At 70.4% G+C, this 18,636-nt stretch carries 22 protein-coding genes and 1 pseudogene; 15 read left to right on the top strand and 8 right to left on the bottom strand.

Translation table 11 applies throughout. The features are described from left to right. On the top strand, nt 1-1,296 hold a 1,296-nt coding region (locus tag G7A99_RS24840), incomplete at its 5' end, for a DUF2235 domain-containing protein (RefSeq protein WP_205599755.1). A 79-nt stretch (nt 1,297-1,375) separates the two neighbouring features. Here the strand turns inward: G7A99_RS24840 and G7A99_RS06600 are convergent. From G7A99_RS06600 to arsC, 3 genes are all read right to left on the bottom strand, one after another. Further along, nucleotides 1,376-1,735 (bottom strand): DUF2069 domain-containing protein, encoded by a 360-nt coding sequence (locus G7A99_RS06600; protein ID WP_018719004.1) that lies wholly within the window; start codon nt 1,733-1,735, stop codon nt 1,376-1,378. Continuing rightward, nucleotides 1,732-2,334 carry an NAD(P)H:quinone oxidoreductase gene (gene wrbA, locus G7A99_RS06595; RefSeq protein ID WP_163139261.1) on the bottom strand — a complete coding sequence of 201 codons (603 nt, stop codon included), beginning with the start codon at nt 2,332-2,334 and terminating at the stop codon, nt 1,732-1,734. The genes G7A99_RS06600 and wrbA overlap by 4 nt, the downstream gene beginning before the upstream one ends. A 96-nt stretch (nt 2,335-2,430) precedes the next feature. After that, on the bottom strand, nt 2,431-2,790 hold the full coding sequence (gene arsC / locus G7A99_RS06590) for an arsenate reductase (glutaredoxin) (protein WP_018719006.1): 360 nt from the start codon (nt 2,788-2,790) through the stop codon (nt 2,431-2,433). Between the two features lie 118 nt (nt 2,791-2,908). Between arsC and G7A99_RS06585 the strand changes: the two genes are divergently transcribed. The 4 genes from G7A99_RS06585 (at nt 2,909) to G7A99_RS06570 (ending at nt 4,357) form a co-directional block, all read left to right on the top strand. Beyond that, the gene (locus tag G7A99_RS06585) at nt 2,909-3,178 is read left to right on the top strand and encodes an acylphosphatase (protein WP_018719007.1); all 270 of its coding nucleotides are present in this window, start codon (nt 2,909-2,911) and stop codon (nt 3,176-3,178) included. 132 nt (nt 3,179-3,310) lie between these two features. Then, nucleotides 3,311-3,634, top strand: a complete 324-nt coding sequence (locus G7A99_RS06580) for a cytochrome c (RefSeq protein WP_018719008.1) — start codon at nt 3,311-3,313, stop codon at nt 3,632-3,634. A gap of 10 nt (nt 3,635-3,644) precedes the next feature. Beyond that, nucleotides 3,645-3,983: a cytochrome c gene (locus G7A99_RS06575; protein WP_040409585.1), complete on the top strand. Its 339-nt coding sequence runs from the start codon at nt 3,645-3,647 to the stop codon at nt 3,981-3,983. Continuing rightward, the gene (locus G7A99_RS06570; protein ID WP_240466141.1) at nt 3,980-4,357 is read left to right on the top strand and encodes a sirohydrochlorin chelatase; all 378 of its coding nucleotides are present in this window, start codon (nt 3,980-3,982) and stop codon (nt 4,355-4,357) included. The genes G7A99_RS06575 and G7A99_RS06570 overlap by 4 nt, the downstream gene beginning before the upstream one ends. A gap of 23 nt (nt 4,358-4,380) precedes the next feature. On the opposite strand, the gene G7A99_RS06565 is transcribed toward G7A99_RS06570, so the two are convergent. From G7A99_RS06565 to G7A99_RS06545, 4 genes are all read right to left on the bottom strand, one after another. Beyond that, entirely contained in the window at nt 4,381-5,244 is an 864-nt protein-coding gene (locus G7A99_RS06565) for an SDR family oxidoreductase (RefSeq protein WP_163139260.1), read from the bottom strand. A gap of 323 nt (nt 5,245-5,567) precedes the next feature. Beyond that, nucleotides 5,568-6,161, bottom strand: coding sequence for a lytic transglycosylase domain-containing protein (locus G7A99_RS06555; protein ID WP_163139259.1), 594 nt, complete (start codon nt 6,159-6,161; stop codon nt 5,568-5,570). 10 nt (nt 6,162-6,171) lie between these two features. Next, on the bottom strand, nt 6,172-7,875 hold the full coding sequence (locus G7A99_RS06550; RefSeq protein ID WP_018719013.1) for a proline--tRNA ligase: 1,704 nt from the start codon (nt 7,873-7,875) through the stop codon (nt 6,172-6,174). 55 nt (nt 7,876-7,930) lie between these two features. Further along, the gene (locus G7A99_RS06545; RefSeq protein ID WP_018719014.1) at nt 7,931-8,404 is read right to left on the bottom strand and encodes a DUF4124 domain-containing protein; all 474 of its coding nucleotides are present in this window, start codon (nt 8,402-8,404) and stop codon (nt 7,931-7,933) included. Nucleotides 8,405-8,598: 194 nt separating this feature from the next. On the opposite strand from G7A99_RS06545, the gene ilvN reads away from it, so the two are divergent. The 8 genes from ilvN (at nt 8,599) to G7A99_RS06505 (ending at nt 14,617) form a co-directional block, all read left to right on the top strand. Then, a complete protein-coding gene (ilvN, locus tag G7A99_RS06540; protein WP_026321194.1) occupies nt 8,599-9,093 on the top strand; it encodes an acetolactate synthase small subunit in 495 nt (164 codons plus the stop codon). An 87-nt stretch (nt 9,094-9,180) separates the two neighbouring features. Then, on the top strand, nt 9,181-10,197 hold the full coding sequence (gene ilvC, locus G7A99_RS06535; RefSeq protein WP_018719016.1) for a ketol-acid reductoisomerase: 1,017 nt from the start codon (nt 9,181-9,183) through the stop codon (nt 10,195-10,197). Nucleotides 10,198-10,425: 228 nt separating this feature from the next. After that, nucleotides 10,426-11,205, top strand: a complete 780-nt coding sequence (gene pssA / locus G7A99_RS06530; RefSeq protein WP_018719017.1) for a CDP-diacylglycerol--serine O-phosphatidyltransferase — start codon at nt 10,426-10,428, stop codon at nt 11,203-11,205. A 93-nt stretch (nt 11,206-11,298) separates the two neighbouring features. Beyond that, complete coding sequence (locus G7A99_RS06525) at nt 11,299-12,162, top strand: uracil-DNA glycosylase (RefSeq protein ID WP_163139258.1); 864 nt, start codon at nt 11,299-11,301, stop codon at nt 12,160-12,162. After that, on the top strand, nt 12,159-12,638 hold the full coding sequence (gene rimI, locus G7A99_RS06520) for a ribosomal protein S18-alanine N-acetyltransferase (RefSeq protein ID WP_018719019.1): 480 nt from the start codon (nt 12,159-12,161) through the stop codon (nt 12,636-12,638). The genes G7A99_RS06525 and rimI overlap by 4 nt, the downstream gene beginning before the upstream one ends. After that, on the top strand, nt 12,635-13,885 hold the full coding sequence (locus G7A99_RS06515; RefSeq protein ID WP_163139257.1) for an MFS transporter: 1,251 nt from the start codon (nt 12,635-12,637) through the stop codon (nt 13,883-13,885). The genes rimI and G7A99_RS06515 overlap by 4 nt, the downstream gene beginning before the upstream one ends. A gap of 54 nt (nt 13,886-13,939) precedes the next feature. Then, nucleotides 13,940-14,182, top strand: a complete 243-nt coding sequence (locus tag G7A99_RS06510) for a DUF2970 domain-containing protein (protein ID WP_018719021.1) — start codon at nt 13,940-13,942, stop codon at nt 14,180-14,182. A 111-nt stretch (nt 14,183-14,293) separates the two neighbouring features. Continuing rightward, nucleotides 14,294-14,617, top strand: a complete 324-nt coding sequence (locus G7A99_RS06505; protein WP_018719022.1) for a cytochrome c — start codon at nt 14,294-14,296, stop codon at nt 14,615-14,617. 37 nt (nt 14,618-14,654) lie between these two features. On the opposite strand, the gene G7A99_RS06500 is transcribed toward G7A99_RS06505, so the two are convergent. Next, on the bottom strand, nt 14,655-15,542 hold the full coding sequence (locus G7A99_RS06500; protein ID WP_163139256.1) for a ferritin family protein: 888 nt from the start codon (nt 15,540-15,542) through the stop codon (nt 14,655-14,657). Between the two features lie 181 nt (nt 15,543-15,723). Between G7A99_RS06500 and G7A99_RS06495 the strand changes: the two genes are divergently transcribed. Both G7A99_RS06495 and G7A99_RS06490 read left to right on the top strand, forming a co-directional pair. Beyond that, the gene (locus tag G7A99_RS06495; RefSeq protein ID WP_163139255.1) at nt 15,724-18,015 is read left to right on the top strand and encodes a NosR/NirI family protein; all 2,292 of its coding nucleotides are present in this window, start codon (nt 15,724-15,726) and stop codon (nt 18,013-18,015) included. Further along, nucleotides 18,012-18,636: pseudogene (locus G7A99_RS06490) on the top strand (TAT-dependent nitrous-oxide reductase); the annotation flags it as partial. The gene G7A99_RS06495 and the pseudogene G7A99_RS06490, both read left to right, overlap by 4 nt.

Here is an 18,636-nt window from a genome sequence, read left to right as displayed (position 1 = left end):
CCGGAGCCGATGACGCTGGCCGGCTTCCCGCTCAGCCACGACTTCCTCGGGCTGTTCGACACGGTGGCCTCGGTGGGGCTGGCGAACCTGAGCGTGATCGCCGACGGCCACGGCGGCTGGGCCGACGCCCAGCGCGCGCTGCGCGTGCCGCGCGAGGCCGGGCGCTGCCTGCACCTGGTCGCCGCCCACGAGAACCGGCGTTCCTTCCCGCTGGATTCCATCCACGTGGGCGATGAGCTGCCCGCCAACGGCAAGGAGCTCGTCTACCCCGGCGTGCACTCCGACATCGGGGGCGGCTACCGCCCGGGGGACCAGGGCAAGGGCACCGAGGAGCTGGGCGCCGATATGCTCTCGCGCCTGCCCCTGGCGGAGATGTACCGCCAGGCGCGGCTCGCCGGCGTGCCGCTGAAGCTCGAGCACGCCGAGCCCGACGTGCAGGACGGCTACAAGATCACCCCCCGCACCATCGCCGACTTCAACGCCTACCTGGACGTCTTCGAGACCCGCAGCGGCGGCACGGCGGCGATCGTGCGCGAGCACTGGCGCCGGGCCATCGAGTGGCGGGTGCACCTGCACCGCCACGGCGGCATCGCCGCGCTCACGAGCTATCAGCGTGCCTCGACGCTCTCCCGCAACCGCCTCGCGAGCGCCTGGGCCGCCTTCGGCGAGGAGCTGGCGAGCTTCCGGCGATGGCGCGGCTTACACCGGCGCTGCTTCACCACTCCGGACGCCGCCCCGCAGCAGCCGCCGGCCGAGCGCGGCCGCACCACGTTCCTGCAAACGCTCATGACGATGCCCGATTTCAGCAGCCTCGCCTGCCTGGCCACGCCCCTGCCCGTGCTGATCCTCGACCGCTTCCCCAACGGCCTCGACCCGTCGCTGGACGGGGACTGGCGGCGCATCGACGGCTTCTTCGACACGCTCGCCCGCCCGCCGGCCGCGGTGGCCACGCTCATGGATCACTACGTCCACGACGCCATCGCCGGCTTTCTCGCCGACGATCGCACAGAGGTGATCGGCCACCTCAAGGACCTGGTGCGGTACAAGCAGCTGCTCGACGGCGACGAGCGCTTTGCCCTCAATGCCCGGCGCCTCGGCATCTCGCTCAGCGACGAGGAGCAGGGCTACGCCGCCTACTACGAGCGCACCGGGCGAATACCCCCCGGCATGCCCGTCGACGCCCGCGAGCCGTCCTGGCTCGGCGCCGGCTACCTGCGCTCGCGCCGCATCTACGCCGGCGCCGATGATGTGCTGCTGACGGCGCAACATTCTGCGGCCGACGGCGAAGTCGCATAGGCGGAACGCGGCTGCGGTGCGTGCGCGGGGGCGTCAGCCACTGGATACCGTGTCCCGCCGGGGTGCTGCATCGGTGCCGTCACTGATGGCGGACCGCCGCGCGGGTGGTGCGCATGTAGGCCATGACCAGTGCGAAGTAGCCCAGGCTGGTGACCAGCTCGGCGATGCCGAGCCAGCGCTGCGGGGGCGGCGCGCTGGCCGCCAGAGTGGCGTGGATGAAGTAGGCGAGCACCAGCAGACTGCTCCACGCCAGGGTATAGCGCCGGCGGCGCAGCAGCCCGCGCAGGGGCAGCAGCCACGGTGCGACGATCACGATCAGCAGCGGGGCGCGCAGCGCCGGGGGCGGCGGCGAGAGCCACAGGTACCAGCTCATCAGCAGTGCGAACTGGGCGGTCCAGGCGACGAGTACGCCGCGGTAGAGCGCGTCGCCGCGGCTCATGCGCGCCCCCGCTCCAGGGTGACCGCGGCGTCCGCGAGGCGGGCGCCGAGTGCCCGGCACAGCCGTGCCTCGTCGTCGTCGAGGGGGCGGTCACTGTCCGGGCCGGCATAGTGGCTCGCCCCGTAGGGGGTGCCGCCGGTGGTGGTCTCGCGCAGGGCGGATTCGGTATAGGGCAGCCCCACCAGGTACATGCCGTGGTGCAGCAGCGGCAGCATCATGCTGGTCAGGGTGGTTTCCTGGCCGCCGTGCATGGACGCGGTGGAGGTGAATACCGCTGCGGGCCGGCCGGCGAGGGTGCCGCCCAGCCACAGGTCGGAGGTCCCGTCGAGGAGGTACTTCAGCGGCGCCGCCATGTTGCCGAAGCGCGTGGGGCTGCCCAGTGCGAGGGCGTCGCAGGCGGCGAGCTCATCGCGCTCGACATAGGGCGGCCCGCTGGCCGGGATGTCGTCCGCCACCGCCTCACAGACGGTGGAGACCGGGGGCACCGTGCGCACGCGCGCACTGGCACCGGCAACCGACTCCACGCCGTGGGCGATCTGTTCCGCCATCGCGGCGGTGGCGCCGAAGCGGCTGTAGTAGAGGATGAGGACGTCGGCCATGGCTTGCTCGGACCTTCTCCGGTGTGGGCGGCCGGGCGTTGTCGCGGCCCGGCGCAGTATCGCAGCATCGTTGGCGCGGGGTACCCGTCGGCGGGCTCAGTCGAGGACCGAGAGCGCGTTCTCCGGCGGGCGCCCGAGTGCCGCGCGGCCGTTGGCCACCACGATGGGGCGCTCGATCAGCCGGGGATGCTCGTTCATGGCCCGGATCAGTGCATCGCGGTCGAGCTGCCCGTCGTCCAGTCCCAGTTCCCGGTACTCGCGCTCGCGCTTTCGCATGAGCGCCCGCGGCTCGAGGCCGAGCTGGTCCAGCAGGGTGCCCAGTTCGGCGGGGGACGGCGGTGTCTTGAGGTACTCGACGACCTCCGGCTCCACGCCGCGCTCGCGCAGCAGCGCGAGGGTCTCGCGGGATTTGCTGCAGCGGGGGTTGTGGTAGATGCGCACGGGGCTGGTGCTCATGCCCGATCCTCCTGCGGTGTCTGCTTCGCTACAATGGCACGCAGTCTGGCTAGGGATCGTTACGAAGGCAACGGCCTGTGTCCGGACCGGCGGAAACAGATGAAATCGACGGGAGGCAATGATGGAGAACCGGGCCTGGCGGGTATACGGCCGTGTCCAGGGCGTGTTCTTCCGGGCGTCGGCCCGGCAGGAGGCGCTGCGCCTCGGGCTCGACGGCTACGCCCGCAACCTGCCGGACGGCAGTGTGGAGGTCGCGGCCCGTGGCGAGGCGGCGGCGCTCGACGCGCTGGCGCAGTGGCTGCGCGACGGACCACAGCATGCGCGGGTGTCTGCGCTCGAGCCCGTGACGCCGCCGTCACGCATCGACGAGGGCTTCGACACGCTGTGAGGGGCCCCACGCGGCGCTCGCTTTACGCGGATTCCAAGACGTGGAAACATAAGCCGCCGGCGAACTGACCACCGATTCGCCGGCCGGCAGCGGCCTGCCACTGCCGGCTGGAACTGTCTCGAGAGGGGAAAGATGAAGACGAAGCTTCTACTCGCGGCCGGCGTGATGCTGGCAATGGCGGGCGCGGCGCACGCTGCCGGCGATCCCGCCGCCGGGGCGGAGAAATCAGCCACCTGCCTGGGCTGTCACGGTGTCGACGGCTACCGTAACGCCTATCCCGCCTATCACGTGCCGAAGCTCGGCGGCCAGCATGCGCAGTACATCGTATCCGCGCTGAAGGCCTACAAGAGCGGCCAGCGCGAGCACGTCACCATGCAGGCACAGGCCTCGAGCCTGAGCGAGCAGGACATGCAGGATATCGCGGCGTACTTTGCCCAGGTCGGCGCGGACAAGTGACGGGGAGGGGATGATGAACAGACTGCTTATCGGACTCGCCGCCACGGCGCTGCTCGCCATGACCACCCAGGCCGGGGCGATACCGCCGGGTAGCGCAAAGGACGGCAAGCCCAAGGCCCAGGTGTGCATGTCGTGCCATGCGCCGGACCTCAATAATCCGGCGTTCCCGAAGATCGCCGGCCAGCACGCGGACTACCTGTTCCACGCGCTCCAGGCCTACAAGAGCGGCAAGCGGCAGAACCCGGTCATGGCCGGGCAGGTCGGCTCGCTGTCCAGGGAGGACATGGCGGACCTGGCGACGTACTTCTCGACGCTCGACGCCGGCCTCGAGACCCTGCCGCGCAAGTGAGCGGGGTGGACGGCCTGCGTTCGCTGCTCATCCTCGCCCACGGCAGCCGCCGCGAGGCCTCCAACGACGAGGTCCGCGGCCTGGCCACCGCCGTGGCCGCGAGGATGGACGGTCGCTACGACCGTGTCGGCTGCGCGTTCCTGGAGCTCGCCGAGCCGGACATCGCCGCCGCCATTGAGCGGGAGATTGAGGTGGGCTGCGACGAGATCGTCTGCCTGCCGTACTTCCTCTCGGCGGGCCGGCACGTGGCCGAGGACATCCCCGCCATCATCGAGGCCGCGCGTGAGCGCCATCCCGGCGTGCGCGTGAGCCTGGAGCGCTACCTGGGGGCGCAGAACCGCCTGGCCGCGCTGATCGCGGACGTGGTGCCGTAGCACGTCCGCGCGTTGGGGGCCGGTCACTCCGTCCCGCCGGACTCCAGCATCGCTGCATAGCCGTCCCGGAAGCCGGGGTAGCGCAGGCGGTAGCCGCTGTCGTGGAGGCGGCGGTTGCGGCAGCGCCGGCCCATGCCGGCGCCGTCACGGGCCTCGCGGGGCGGCGGCGGGCAGCCCATCCGCTGCGCCAGCCAGTCCATCACGGTGCACTGGGTCGCGGGCTCGTCGTCGACCCCGATATACCGCCGCTCCGGTCCGGCGAGGCGGGCGAGGTGGGCGAGGAAGCCCACGCAGTCGGCCTCGTGGATGCGGTTGGTCCAGCGCGGCGGCTCGTCCCGGCAGGCGGCCCCCTCGCGCACCCGCCGCAGAAGCCGGCCGCGACCTGGCCCGTAGATCCCCGCGAAGCGCACCACCGTCGCCGGCCAGGGCGCGCCGAGGGCCACCGCCTCGGCATCCAGCAGACGTCGTCCGGAGAAGCGTTGCGGCTCGGTGGGGCTGTCCTCGTCCACCCAGCCGCCGTCGTCCTGGCCGTACACGCCGGTGCTGGAGACGAAGCACTGCCACGCCGGCGAGGCGCCGTTGATCTGCAGTGCCTCGATCAGGTTGCGCTGGCCGAGCACGTAGGCCTCGCGGTAGCCCTCGTCGGTATAGGCGGGGGGCGTGGCGATGTAGAACACCGCCTCCGGCCGCCGGCCCCGCAGTGCAGCGGCGAGGCCGTCGGGGTCGGTGAGGTCGGCGGCAACGGGCTCGATCTCCGCCGGCAGGGCGTCGGGCCGGCGGCGCAGGCCGAGCACGCGGCTCCCGTCGCCGGCCAGTGCGAGGCCGAGCTGCCGGCCGATACGTCCGCAGCCGGCGATGAGGACCTCGCGAAAGGGGGGATGCGGCATGGTTACCTCGTGGCTGACGGGCGGTCCGCCAATGTTATCGCGGAGCGTGTATGACAGCACAGCGGCTCGCGCGTATGCGCGCGACACTGGACGGGCGCGCCAGCCGGACCAGCCGGGGGCGGCAAGCCCCATAACCTCTCGGCGATCCTGCGCACCAGCGATGCGGTGGGGGTGGCCGAGGCGCACGCGGTGACCCCGCGGGGGCAGGATGTCGCGGGGCACCGCCGCCGGCACGGTATCGATTACCCGGTGCTGGACGCGCAGGACGATGTCACCGGGCCGTTGCCCCCTGCGCACGGACCGGGCGTCCTGGCACGGGCCAGCTACTGGGGGTGCCAGCGCCGGCGCAGGGCGCGGAATACACGCTCCGGGTACCACGTCTGACCCAGGCTGCCGTTGTAGCGGGCCAGTGCGCGGGTGAGGTTGCCGTTCTCGATGTTCAGGTAGTGGCGGAGGATGGTGCAGCCCATGCGCAGGTTGAGCGCCGGTCGGAAGAGGTTGCCGTCCGGGCGGTCGAGTTCGTCGAGCCAGAACGGCATGATCTGCATGTAGCCGCGGGCCCCGGCGCTGGAGATGGCGAAGCGGCGGAAATCGCTCTCGACGTCGATCAGCGCGAGCACCCATTCCGGCTCCAGGTCTGCCCGGCGGGCCTCGTAGTGCACCAGCTTGAGCAGCCGCAGGCGCCTGTCGGGGTCGGGGATGCGCCGGCGCAGCCGGGTGGACATGTCCATCAGCCACACCTCGGCGTCGAAGCGGTTCGCGAAGCTGTCACTGCCCTCCAGTGCCCGCTCCAGGGCCTGGCGCAGGGCGGGGTCCGGGCGCTGGCCGGAATCGGCGGCATCGGTGGCGTGCGCGCCCCCGGCCACCAGGCCGAGGGCCAGCACGACGATCAGCCCCAGTCGCCGCCGCACCCCCATCGGCGGTCCCTCAGGCGCAGCGTCGGCGCAGCTCGTCGACGACGCCGTCCAGCGCCAGCGCCTCGCTGTCCGCGGCGCGGCGGTGGCGGTATTCCACCGTGCCCTCGTCGAGGCCGCGGTCGCCAATGACCAGCCGGTGGGGGATGCCGATCAGCTCCATGTCCGCGAACTTCACGCCGGGACGCGCCTCGCGGTCGTCCCAGAGGCAGTCGATGCCCGCCGCGCGGAGTTCGTTGTAGAGCCGCTCGGCGGTCTCGGCCACGCGTGCCGACTTGTGCGCGTTGATGGAGACGATGCCCACGCGGAACGGCGCCATCGGTTCCGGCCAGATGATGCCGCGCGCGTCGTGGTTCTGCTCGATGGCGGCGGCCACCACACGGGAGACGCCGATGCCGTAGCAGCCCATGTGCATGGGTGTGTTCTCGCCGTTCTCGTCCAGCACCGTGGCCTCCATGGCCTCGCTGTACTTGGTACCGAGCTGGAAGATGTGACCGACCTCGATGCCGCGCTTGATCTCCAGGGCGCCGTCGCAGCGCGGGCAGCCCTCGCCGGCACGCACGGTGCGCAGGTCCGCGGTCTCCGGTGCCGGGGTGTCCCGGCCCCAGTTCAGGTTGATCCAGTGCCAGTCGGCGCGGTTTGCGCCGGAGGAGAAGTTGGTGCTCGCCGCGGCGCGGTGGTCCACCAGGGTGCGCAGGCCGGCGGGCAGGTCGACGGGGCCGATGAAGCCGCGGGGCACGCCGGTGGCCTCGAAGGCCTCCCCGGGCTCGGCGAGTCGGACCTCCTCGGCGTCCAGCGCGTGGGCGGCCTTGACCATGTTGAGCTCGTCGTCGCCGGCGACGAACAGCACCGCGGGGACGCCGTCGGCCATCACGACCACGCTCTTGACCACCCGCTCGGCGCCGATGCCCAGCATCTCCGCCTGCTCGGCCACGGTCTCGATGCCGGGCGTCGCCTGCTCCTCCGCCGCGGCGGGGGGCAGGCTCTCCGGCATCGCCGGGCGGCTCGCGGCGAGCTCGGTGTTGGCGGCGTAGGTGCAGCGCTCGCAGGCGGCGATCTCGTCCTCACCGGAGTCCGCGAGGACGTGGAACTCCTCGGAGACACTGCCGCCGATGGCCCCGGAGTCCGCGGAGACGGGGCGGAAGTCCAGTCCCAGGCGTTCGAAGATGCGGGTGTAGGCGCCGCGCATGTCCTGGTAGGTCTCCTCCAGCGATCCGGGGGTCATATGGAAGGAGTACGCGTCCTTCATGATGAACTCCCGCGAGCGCATGACGCCGAAACGCGGACGGATCTCGTCGCGGAACTTGGTCTGGACCTGGTAGTAGGTCAGCGGCAGCTGGCGGTAGCTGCGCAGCTCCCGGCGGAGCAGGTCGGTGATGACCTCCTCGTGGGTGGGGCCGAAGCAGAATTCGCGCTCGTGACGGTCGGTGATGCGCAGCAGCTCCGGACCGTACTGGTCCCATCGCCCGGACTCCTGCCAGAGCTCCGCGGGCTGGATCGCGGGCATGAGCAGCTCCATGCCCCCGATGCCGTCCATCTCCTCGCGGACCACCTGCTCGACGCGCTTGAGCACCCGCAGGCCCAGCGGCTGCCAGGTGTAGAGGCCGGCGCCGAGGCGGCTGATCATCCCCGCGCGCAGCATCAGCTGGTGGCTGACGATCTCGGCGTCCGCGGGGGTTTCCTTGGCGGTGAACAGGGGAAAACGGCTGGCTCGCATGACTGGCTGGTGCCTCCGGGGCGTTGTTCGTTCTCGGGTGTGGGCCGGTGCGCGGTCAGCGCGCCGCGTCGTTGCCCTTGGCCGGGATGTCGCTGCAGTTCTTGTCGATGAACGCCTGCGCCTCCTTGCGCTGGGATTCGATCTCTTCGGCGCTGTAGCGTACTACCTCGCCGTCCGGGCGGCGAAAGCGCTGGTTGGGCGTGGCGTTGGTGAACGCCTCCAGGTTGTCCCGGGCGGCCTGGCATTGCTGTCGCATCCAGTCCGGGTCCGGGGTGCCGCGCTCCGGCTTCCTGTCGGCGTCGTCACCGGCGGTCTGCGACGGGGCGGCGGATCCCTCCTTTGCGGTATCGCCGGGCTGCCCCTTCCCCTTGCCGGCACCGGGCACGCGGACCTCGCGGGCGTCTCTGCCCTGGGGTGGCTGGCTGCCGTAGTGGACCTCCCCGTCGGCGTCGGTCCACTTGTAGACGGCTGCCGATGCGGCGGCCGGGACGCCCAGCGCGAGGGCGAGCAGGATTGCGGTCCAGCGCATGCCGATTCTCCTTTCGTATTCAATTACCGCCATTATCCGGCTGGTGCCGCCGTGCTCAACCGTCAGTGAGGGCGCGCGGTTCCACGCTTGACGCCATATCCGGTGCCGAGTAGGTTTTCCGGGTTTCCCATGCGTGAGACCGTGGGGCCGGAGCCATGCGCCGACCCCCTGGCGTATTCTTTCTGGTAGGCATCATGCGGCATATCATATCCATTCTCGTGGTGAACGAATTCGGGGCGCTGGGGCGCATTGCCGGACTGTTCACCGCGCGAGGCTACAACATCGAATCGCTTACCGTCGCGCCCACCGATGATGCCACGCTCTCGCGCATGACGCTGGTAACCATCGGCGATGACCAGATCATCGAGCAGATCATCAAGCAGCTCAACAAGCTGCTGGACGTGGTCAAGGTCCTGGACATCACCGAGGCCGAGCACATCGAACGGGAGATGATGCTCGTCAAGGTCCAGGCCGCCACCAACGATGCGCGCGAGGAGTTCAAGCGCCTCACGGATATCTTCCGCGGGCGTGTCCTCGACGTCACCGAGAAGACCTACACCATCGAGCTCACGGGCACCAGCAGCAAACTGGACGCCTTCCTCGAGGTCATCGGGCGCAAAACGCCCGTCGAGGTCGTACGCTCCGGCGTGATCGGCATCGCACGCGGCGACCGTCAGATGCGTATCTGATCCGCCGCCATCCCGTGCCCCGAACCGACCTGCCCCGGCCGGCCCGACGCCGTGTCGGCGGTCGTCAATCAAACAAGCGGTGACATCATGAAGGTTTTCTACGATAAGGATGCGGATCTCTCCATCATCCAGGGCATGAAGGTGGCCATCATCGGCTACGGCTCCCAGGGCCATGCCCATGCCAACAACCTCAAGGAGTCCGGCGTGCCGGTGGTGGTCGGCCTGCGCCAGGGCTCGGCGTCGGCGCGCAAGGCCGAGCAGGCGGGCCTGGAGACGGCGAGCATCGAGGATGCCTCCGCCAGCGCGGACCTGGTGATGATCCTTACCCCGGACGAGCACCAGGGCGCCATCTACCGCGAGCGCATCGAGCCCAACCTCAAGGAGGGCGCGGCGATCGCCTTCGCCCACGGGTTCAACATCCACTACGGCCAGATCGAGCCGCGCAAGGACCTCGACGTGATCATGATCGCGCCGAAGGGCCCCGGCCACCTCGTGCGCTCGACCTACACCGAGGGCGGCGGCGTGCCGTCGCTGATCGCCATCCACCAGGACGCCAGCGGCCGCGCCCGCGACGTCGCGCTGTCCTATTCGGTGGCGAACGGTGCGGGTCGTTCCGGCGTGATCGAGACCTCCTTCCGCGAGGAGACCGAGACCGATCTCTTCGGCGAGCAGGTGGTGCTCTGCGGTGGCATGACCGAGCTCATCATGGCCGGCTTCGAGACCCTGGTCGAGGCGGGCTACTCCCCGGAGATGGCCTACTTCGAGTGCCTGCACGAGACCAAGCTGATCGTCGACCTCCTCTACGAGGGCGGCATCGCGAACATGCGCTACTCCATCTCCAATACCGCCGAGTACGGCGACTTCACCCGCGGTCCGCGGGTGATCAACGAGGAGTCCCGCTACGCGATGCGCGAGATTCTCGAGGAGATCCAGAACGGCGAGTTCGCCAAGGAGTTCGTGCTGGAGAACCAGGCCAATGCGCCGCGTCTCAAGGCGATGCGCCGCAAGGCCGCCGAGCACCCCATCGAGGAGGTGGGCGGCCGCCTGCGCGAGATGATGCCCTGGATCCGTGCCAAGCAGCTGGTCGACCGGGAGCGCAACTAGCCCGCCCTGGTCCCCGCCGGGCCGCTCCACGGCGGTCCGGCGGACGGCGGGCGTTCACGCGCCGGCACGCGTGTGACGGACCTGCCGGCGACACACGCTTCCCGGCACGGTCCGGGAAGCGGTTACACAGGCGGGCCAGCGCCCGGGCGTTGCCGGCGCTCCGCGCTGGCAAGCCACGCGCCTGCCCGGTAGTCTGGGCAGGTGCGAATCCGCCCAGCCGAGAGGGCCATGAACGAGCACAACCCCCGCCCGCGACGTCGCGGTATCTACCTTCTGCCCAACCTGCTGACCACCGTCGCCCTGTTCTTCGGCTTCTACGCCGTGGTGGCGGCCAACAACGGTGCCTACCAGACCGCCGCCGTGGCCATCTTCGTGGCCATGGTCATGGACGGCATGGACGGGCGGGTGGCCCGGCTGACCAATACCCAGAGCGACTTCGGCGTGCAGTACGACAGCATCGCCGACATGGTCTCCTTCGGTGTGGCGCCGGCGCTGGTCATGTATCAGTGGGCGCTGCGCGACCTCGCCCAGCTCGGTGACACCTGGGGCAAGCTCGGCTGGCTCGGGGCGTTCGTCTACGCCGCCTGCGCGGGTCTACGCCTGGCGCGCTTCAATACCCAGGTCGGTGTGGCGGACAAGCGCTTCTTCCAGGGGTTGCCCAGCCCGGCCGCCGCGGCCACGGTCGCGGGCATGGTCTGGGCCGGCAACCGCCTGGAGTTCGGCGGCTGGGGTGCGGGGATCCCGGCGCTGGCGGTGATCGTCGCCGCCGGCATCCTCATGGTCAGCAATATCCGTTACTACAGTTTCAAGGAGATCGACTTCCGCTACCGGGTGCCGTTCATCGTGATCGTGCTCCTGGTGCTGGGGGTCGCGCTGTCGTCGGTGCACCCGCCGACGTTCCTGTTCATCGTCGCTCTGGGCTACATGGGGTCGGGCCCGGTGCTCACGGTGATCCTGCGACGGCGGCGCATGCGTGCGCGTCACCACCATCACCACCCGCCGCAGTGACGCGGTGGCGCCCGGGCGGGCGCGGCAACGGCCAGGGGGGCAGGCATGACCAGACGAGAACGCTCGACGAATTGCTCGGGGACCCGGTGACGTATGGGGGCCGGTGACCGCCAGCGTGTCTATCTCGAGCGCATGGGTATCCCGCTCTGGGTCCGTCGCGGCGGCAGCGGCGCGGCGTCCGACCCCGGGGAGGCGTGTCCCGGCGGGGGCGCTGAGTCCGCCTCCCCGGTGATGCCGGAATCTCCGTCGCCGATGGCCGAATCCCCGGTGGAGACGGGCATACCCGCTGCCGGCGCTTCCGAGCCGCCTGCCGCGGACGGTGGCGCCGCGACGCGGGAGACCGTTGCCGAACCGGCACCGGCGGGCGGGGGCGGTGCCGCGGAGGCGGAGCACGAGGCGGAGTGGACGGCGCTGCGCCGCGAGGTGGACCAGTGCACGGCCTGCCCCCTCTATCAGACGCGTACCCAGGCCGTGTTCGGGGTGGGCAGCCACGACGCCTCGCTGATGATCGTCGGCGAGGCCCCGGGAGCGGACGAGGACCGCCTCGGCGAGCCCTTCGTCGGCCGGGCCGGCCGGCTGCTCGACGAGATGCTGCGGGCCATCGGCCTTGCCCGCGAGCAGGTCTACATCACCAACATCCTCAAGTCCCGGCCGCCGAACAACCGCGACCCGCGCCCTGAGGAGATCGCGGCCTGCGAGGGCTACCTGCGCCGGCAGATCGAGCTGATCGCACCGTCGATCATGCTCGCCGTCGGCCGGGTCTCGGCGCAGTACCTGCTCGATTCGGACCGCCCGCTGGGGCGCCTGCGCGGCCGGTGGCACGAGTACGGTCCGCGCCGCACGGCCCTGCTGGTGACCTACCATCCGGCCTATCTCCTGCGCCGGCCGGTGGAGAAGCGCAAGGCCTGGGCGGACCTCAAGCAGGTCCATGGGCGGTTGCGGGAGCCGGGGTCGTGAGTGCCGGGCGCTCGGCACTGCTTTCGGTAATCCGGCCCATGGAGGAGTCGGACATCCCCGAGGTGGTACGCATCGAGCAGCTCGCCTACGACTACCCGTGGACGCCCGGCATCTTCCGCGACTGCCTGCGCATGCGCTACGACTGCAGCGTGCACCTGGATCGCGGCGAGATCGTGGGCTATCTCCTGGTCACCGCCGCCGCCGGCGAGGCCCACGTGCTCAACCTGGCCGTCGATCCGGAGCGTCGTGGCGAGGGCTTCGCCCGCCGGCTGCTCCACTACGGGATCCGCAAGGCCCGGCGTACCGGGGTCGAGGCGATCTTCCTCGAGGTGCGGCCGACCAACACGGCGGCGCTGCGACTCTACCTCAGTGAGGGCTTCCGCCAGGTCGGCCGGCGCCGCGATTACTACCCCGCCGAGACCGGCCGGGAGGACGCCCTGGTGCTGCGTCTCGTCCTGGCCGGAGAGGACGCGTGAACCGCCGCGCGGTCACCGCCTGGGCCCTCTACGACTGGGCCAATTCGGCCTTTGCCACCGTCGTTATCGCCGGCTTTTTCCCCCTGCTGTTCCAGGACTACTGGAGCACCGACGTGGGCCCGGCGGCGAGCAATCTGCGCCTGGGTGGGGCGAGTGCCGTGGCGAGCCTGATGCTCATCGCCGTGGCGCCGCTGCTCGGTGCCATGGCGGACCGCCTGGGTGCACGCAAGCGGCTGCTGTTCACCTTCGCGGTCCCCGGCATGCTCGCCACCGCCGCGCTGGCCTGGGTGCCCGGCGGCGCCTGGATGTCCGCCGCGGCGCTGTATGTGTGTGCCTCGGTGGGGTTCATGGGCGCGAATGTCTTCTACGATGCGCTGCTGGTGAACGTCGCGCCGCCGTCCCGGTGGGACGCCGTCTCCGGTCTCGGTTACGGGCTCGGCTATCTTGGTGGCGGGCTGCTGTACCTCGGCTGCGTGCTGGCCGCGCTCAATCCGTCGGCGCTGGGTTTCGCCGACGCGGGCGCCGCCGCGCGGGCCGGGTTCGTGGCCACCGCGGTGTGGTGGGGCGTTTTCGCGCTACCGCTCGCACGGCGGGTGCCCGAGCGCCGCCGCCATCCCGAGGCCGGCGCGTGGCAGGCGGGCTGGCGCGAGCTCGCCGGCACGTTACGGCACCTGAGCGCGGTGCGTCCGGTGCTGGTCTTCCTGCTGGCTTACTGGCTCTATATCGACGCGGTGCACACCGTGATCCGCATGGCGGTGGCCTACGGCCGGGCGCTCGGCTTCGGCCGCGACGACCTCATCGTCGCGCTGCTGGTGGTGCAGTTCGTGGGCTTTCCGGCCGCGATCCTCTACGGCCGTCTGGGCGAGCGCTGGGGCCCGCGGCGTGGCATCTACGCGGGGCTGCTGGTGTACGCGGCGATCTGCGTGTGGGGGGCGTTCATCGAGTCGGCCTGGGAGTTCTACGTGATCGCCGTGCTGGTCGGGCTGGTGCAGGGCGGTGTCCAGGCCCTGAGCCGTTCGCTGTATGCACGGCTCATCCCGCCCGGGCGCGCCGGTGAGTTCTTCGGTTTCTACAACCTGCTCGGCAAGTTCGCGGCCGTGCTGGGGCCGCCGCTGTTCGGTGTGTTCGGCACGGTGTTCGGTAGCGTGCGTTTCTCCATGCTCTCGCTGATCGTGCTCTTCGCCGTCGGTGCCGCGGTGCTGGCGCGGGTGCCGGAGTCCGCCTTCCGGGCCGGTGACGGGTCGTGAGCCCGGCCCCGTTTGCCCGCTATAATGGCGACTCATTCCGAGAGGGAGACAGTGATGAGCGACGGTGAGCGCGAGCACAGCACGGACGCCGGCCAGGGGCGTCCGCCGTCCACGTGGCAGGTGATGAAGAGCGTCGCCGCGGCGGCGTTCGGCGTGCAGTCCGAGGCGGCCCGTCAGCGGGACTTCACCCGTGGCCGGCCCGGCACCTTCATCATCGCCGGCGCCGTGTTCACTGCGGTGTTCGTCGTCGCCCTGGTGGTCATCGTCAACCTGGTTCTCAGCGCGGCCGGCCACTGACCCCGAATTCCCCCGGGGTAGTGGGCGGCCTTGCCGTGCGCCCTTAATGAAGTAAAATACGTACTTCATTTAAAAGGCGCCACCGGCGCCACTGCCCTGGGGGATGTCCAGATGATGAAGAAAGCGATCGTGTTCACGGGGATGCTCGTCTTCGCCGCCGCCGTCAGCGCCAAGGGGGATCCGGCCGCGGGCAAGAGCAAGGCGGCGGTCTGCGCCGGCTGCCACGGCCAGGACGGCGTGTCGATCGCGCCGATGTATCCGAACCTCGCCGGCCAGAAGGAGCAGTACCTGGTCAACGCCATCACCGCCTACCGGGAGAAGCAGCGCACCGGGGGCAACGCCCCGACGATGTACCCCATGGTGGGCAGCCTGTCGGACCAGGATGTCCAGGATCTCGCCGCCTACTTCTCCTCTCTGCCCGCCGGCGGCAAGTAGATCCGGCACCGGGCGGGCCGGGCGCGCGTCGTCCGGCTCACCCCCGCACCAGCCCGGCGCGCACGTCGCCCAGGATCGCGATCCTGGGCACGATCCCGTCGGCCCGCGACTGCGCCTCGCGCACCAGGGCCTCGTCCTTCGCCTCCTCCGCCGTGCTCATCAGCGCCGCATAGAGCGCCTCCGTCGTCCGCAGTGCCGCGTCCACATGGCTCAACGGGGTGCCTGCGCTGCCGGGGGAGGCCGACGGTTCCCCGTCCGCATCCGTGTACAGGCGGGCCAGACGCGCCGCCGCGCCCTCCAGCCCCTGGTTCCGGCAGGCGGCGACGGCGGCGGCGAGCTGGCCGCGTAGCGTGGTCTCGCCGCTGTCCATGTACGCACGGAGCGCTCCGGTATCGGCGAACGCGCGGGTGCCGGGACCGATGCGTCGCCGCGCCCGCCGGCGTTCGAGGCGCAGCAGGGCGACGTGGCCGAGCTCCTCGTCGGCCATGCGCTCGGCGTACTCGCGTACGGCGGGCTCCTCCGCCTCGGAGGCGATGCGCACGTAGAAGGCGAAAGCCCGTTCCTCGTTGTGCACGGCGAGCTCCAGGGCCCGTAGCGGCGTCATCAGTGCCTCGCCGCCGGCGTCCGCAACCGCGTCCTCCGACAGCGACTCCGGCGACTGCCAGCGAAACCCCGGCAGCGAGTCCGTGTCGACGCCCTGCCGGCGGCCCCACTCGGCGATGCCGTGCTCGTGTTCGCGTTCCTGCTCCGCGAGGTCGGCGAAGACCCGGGCGAGGGCGGCGTTGCCGGCGGCGTGCATGCGTGCCGCCAGTGCGTCATAGCGACACGCGGCCTCCCGTTCCATGGCCGTGGCCAGGGCGAACAGTGCCGGCACACTGTCAACGGCCGGGAGGGCATCGAATTTGTATATTTCGTCCTTGTTCATTGATGTATCTCCAACACGTGACAACGATCGGAAAGCCCTGTCTATTCTGACCTAACGTGACCATGCCCACATGTTGACCTCGGTCAAGCGAATCATTGAATGACAAAAGTAGCATTGCATATACATTGAAATGAGCTGACGGCGACAGCCGTGACAGCCGGTGACGGAAGGTGACTTTCCCATGCGCGTGTCCCTGCCCGCTGCAACGACCCGGTTACTGGGCCTGTCCCTTGCCGTCGTTCTGCTTTGCCTGCTGCCCGGCGTCGCCGGTGCCTCGGCCTCCGCGCTGGGGCACTTCCTTGAGCGGGTGCAGCCGGGGCAGGTCTTCCCGGGGGCGGAGCGTTTCGGTCCGGTGCAGACCGACCCACCGGTAGCCCCGGTGTTCCGGGGCGGCGAGCAGGTCGGTTACGTGCTGCTCAACACCGACTACTCCCAGGCCATCGGCTACTCCAGCAAGCCCATCGACATCCTGGTCGGTGTCGACAATGACGGCATCGTCCGCGGTGCGCGGCTGGTGCAGCACCACGAGCCGATCGTGTTGATCGGCATCCCGGAGAAGCGTATCCGGGCGTTCCTGGACCAGTTCATCGGCTTCGACGCGACCCGCGGCACGGAGATGGAGGAGGCGGTGGACATCGTCTCCGGCGCCACGGTGACCGCCATGGTCATGGAGGACAGCACCCTCTGGGCCGCCAACCAGGTGGCCCGGCGCCTGGGCCTCGGTGACCTGGAGGCCGACGGCGGGGACGAGGGCGGCAGCGCACGGTCCGTGGACACGGAGGCCCCCGTGAAGGTGCGGGACTGGAGTGCCCTGACCGCGGACGGCTCGGTGGCTTCCATGCGGGTCACGGTGCGCGAGGTGAACAAGGCCTTCCGTGGGCTGGACAATCCCAAGGCCCGGCGGCGCCCGGAGAAGGGCCCCCAGGACGACACCTTCGTGCAGCTCTACACGGCGCTGGTGAGCGTGCCCACCATCGGGCGCTCGCTGCTCGGCGAGCACGGCTGGGACAACCTTCAGGCCCGGCTGGAGCCGGGCCAGCAGGCGATCCTCATCGCCGGGCGGGGCCGTTATTCGTTCAAGGGGTCGGGCTATGTGCGCGGCGGCATCTTCGACCGTGTCGAGATGGTGCACTCCGGCGGCACCACCCGTTTCCACGACTACCAGTACACCCGGGTGCGCGAGCTCGCGGCCGAGGGGGCACCGGAGCTCGAGGAGATCGGCGTGTTCGTCGTGCCCGCAGAGGCACACTTCGATCCGGTGCAGCCCTGGAAGCTGGGCCTGCTCGTCCAGCGGGCGACAGGCGCGCTGTCCAAGGTCTTCGTGAGCTTCGAGCTGGACTACCAGCTCCCCGAGCGCTACCTCACCCCCGCGCCGAAGGCGCCGGCGGCCGGAAGCGGCAACGGCGGCGCGGCGCCCGGGGCCGCGACCGCCCCCGGGCGCGGCAGCGACCTGTGGAAGCGGGTCTGGCAGGGCAAGCCGGTCAGCATCGGCATCCTCGCCGCGCTGCTCGCGGTGGTCACCGCCATCTTCTTCTTCCAGGGCACGATATCGCGGCGGCCGGCGTTGCGGCGCTGGCTGCGCTACGGCGTGCTGACGTTCGTGCTGGTCTGGCTCGGCTGGTGGTCGAACGCCCAGCTCTCGGTGGTGAACGTGTTTGCCCTCACCAACGCGGTGCTCACGGGCTTCAGCTGGACCTACTTCCTCATGGACCCGCTGGTGTTCATCCTCTGGGCGAGCGTCGCCGCGGCGATGATCTTCTGGGCCCGGGGGGCGTTCTGCGGCTGGCTGTGTCCGTTCGGCGCGCTCCAGGAGCTGACCAACCACATCGCCCGGTGGCTCGGCGTGCGCCAGATCCGCGTGCCGTTCGCGCTGCACGAGCGGCTGTGGCCGATCAAGTACGTGATCTTCCTGCTGCTGTTCGGCCTCTCGCTCTACGACCTCGCCCTCGCGGAGCGCTTCGCCGAGGTCGAGCCGTTCAAGACCGCGATCATCCTGAACTTCGTCCGCGACTGGCCGTACGTGGTCTACGCACTGACGCTGCTCTCGGTGGGGCTGTTCATCGAGCGCTTCTTCTGCCGCTACATCTGCCCGCTCGGCGCTGGGCTCGCGATCCCGGCGCGGCTGCGGACCTTCGAGTGGCTCAAGCGCTGGCCGGAGTGCGGCAGCCAGTGCCACCGCTGCGCCCGCGAGTGTCCCGTGCAGTCCATTCACCCCGAGGGGCACATCAACGTCAACGAGTGCATCTACTGCCTGCACTGCCAGGAACTCTACTTCGACGACCACCGCTGCCCGCACAACGTGACCCGCCGGCTCAAGCGCGAGCGCCGCCGCGCCCTGGGCCGGCGCGGGCGTGAGCAGGGGGGCGCGCAGCCGGCGGCCGCCGGCGCGGGCGCCGCGACCGTGCATTCCGTGGGCTGGGGGGAGACCCGCCGGTCCGGATCCGACCAATCGACACAGGAGAACGGGCAATGACCGACCAGAATCACAAACAGGGGCTCAGCCGCCGGGCCTTTCTCGGCGGGTCGACCCGGCTCGCCTCACTCGCGGGGCTGACCGGGATGACCGGCATCGGCGCCGGCTGGGCGCTGCAGCCGGGTACGGCACAGGCCGCCGACGCCGCCAACGTCGGCCCTGGCGAGCTGGACGAGTATTACGGCTTCTACTCCAGCGGCCAGACCGGCGAGGTCCGTCTCTACGGCGTGCCCTCGATGCGCGAGCTCATGCGCATCCCGGTGTTCAACCGCTGCTCGGCCACCGGCTGGGGGCGTACCAACGAGAGCCTGAAGGTCCTCCGCGACGGCCTCACCGAGGAGACCCGGGCCTACCTCGACGAGCACGGCGAGAGCCGGCACGGCGTGTGGGTCAACGGCGACGCCCACCATCCGCACCTCTCCTACAAGGACGGCGTCTACGACGGCCGCTACGTGTTCATCCAGGACAAGGCCAACCGCCGCATGGCCCGCATACGCTGCGACGTCATGAAGTGCGACAAGATCGTCGAGATCCCCAATGCGACCGCCATGCACGGCATGCGCCCGCAGAAGGTGCCGCACACGCGCTACGTCTTCGTCAACGGCGAGCACCGGGTGCCCG

It is taken from the genome of Arhodomonas sp. KWT, from assembly GCF_010993615.1.
This window is presented reverse-complemented; position numbering and strand designations above follow the sequence as displayed.

Excerpts from the sequence above, each read along its gene's own strand:
- G7A99_RS06600 (WP_018719004.1), bottom strand. The coding sequence starts at position 1,735 with ATGAGCCGCGGCGACGCGCTCTACCGCGGCGTACTCGTCGCCTGGACC.
- wrbA (WP_163139261.1), bottom strand. The coding sequence starts at position 2,334 with ATGGCCGACGTCCTCATCCTCTACTACAGCCGCTTCGGCGCCACCGCC.
- arsC (WP_018719006.1), bottom strand. The coding sequence starts at position 2,790 with ATGAGCACCAGCCCCGTGCGCATCTACCACAACCCCCGCTGCAGCAAA.
- G7A99_RS06585 (WP_018719007.1), top strand. The coding sequence starts at position 2,909 with ATGATGGAGAACCGGGCCTGGCGGGTATACGGCCGTGTCCAGGGCGTG.
- G7A99_RS06580 (WP_018719008.1), top strand. The coding sequence starts at position 3,311 with ATGAAGACGAAGCTTCTACTCGCGGCCGGCGTGATGCTGGCAATGGCG.
- G7A99_RS06575 (WP_040409585.1), top strand. The coding sequence starts at position 3,645 with ATGATGAACAGACTGCTTATCGGACTCGCCGCCACGGCGCTGCTCGCC.
- G7A99_RS06565 (WP_163139260.1), bottom strand. The coding sequence starts at position 5,244 with ATGCCGCATCCCCCCTTTCGCGAGGTCCTCATCGCCGGCTGCGGACGT.
- G7A99_RS06555 (WP_163139259.1), bottom strand. The coding sequence starts at position 6,161 with ATGGGGGTGCGGCGGCGACTGGGGCTGATCGTCGTGCTGGCCCTCGGC.
- G7A99_RS06550 (WP_018719013.1), bottom strand. The coding sequence starts at position 7,875 with ATGCGAGCCAGCCGTTTTCCCCTGTTCACCGCCAAGGAAACCCCCGCG.
- G7A99_RS06545 (WP_018719014.1), bottom strand. The coding sequence starts at position 8,404 with ATGCGCTGGACCGCAATCCTGCTCGCCCTCGCGCTGGGCGTCCCGGCC.
- ilvN (WP_026321194.1), top strand. The coding sequence starts at position 8,599 with ATGCGGCATATCATATCCATTCTCGTGGTGAACGAATTCGGGGCGCTG.
- ilvC (WP_018719016.1), top strand. The coding sequence starts at position 9,181 with ATGAAGGTTTTCTACGATAAGGATGCGGATCTCTCCATCATCCAGGGC.
- pssA (WP_018719017.1), top strand. The coding sequence starts at position 10,426 with ATGAACGAGCACAACCCCCGCCCGCGACGTCGCGGTATCTACCTTCTG.
- G7A99_RS06525 (WP_163139258.1), top strand. The coding sequence starts at position 11,299 with ATGGGGGCCGGTGACCGCCAGCGTGTCTATCTCGAGCGCATGGGTATC.
- G7A99_RS06510 (WP_018719021.1), top strand. The coding sequence starts at position 13,940 with ATGAGCGACGGTGAGCGCGAGCACAGCACGGACGCCGGCCAGGGGCGT.
- G7A99_RS06505 (WP_018719022.1), top strand. The coding sequence starts at position 14,294 with ATGATGAAGAAAGCGATCGTGTTCACGGGGATGCTCGTCTTCGCCGCC.
- G7A99_RS06500 (WP_163139256.1), bottom strand. The coding sequence starts at position 15,542 with ATGAACAAGGACGAAATATACAAATTCGATGCCCTCCCGGCCGTTGAC.
- G7A99_RS06495 (WP_163139255.1), top strand. The coding sequence starts at position 15,724 with ATGCGCGTGTCCCTGCCCGCTGCAACGACCCGGTTACTGGGCCTGTCC.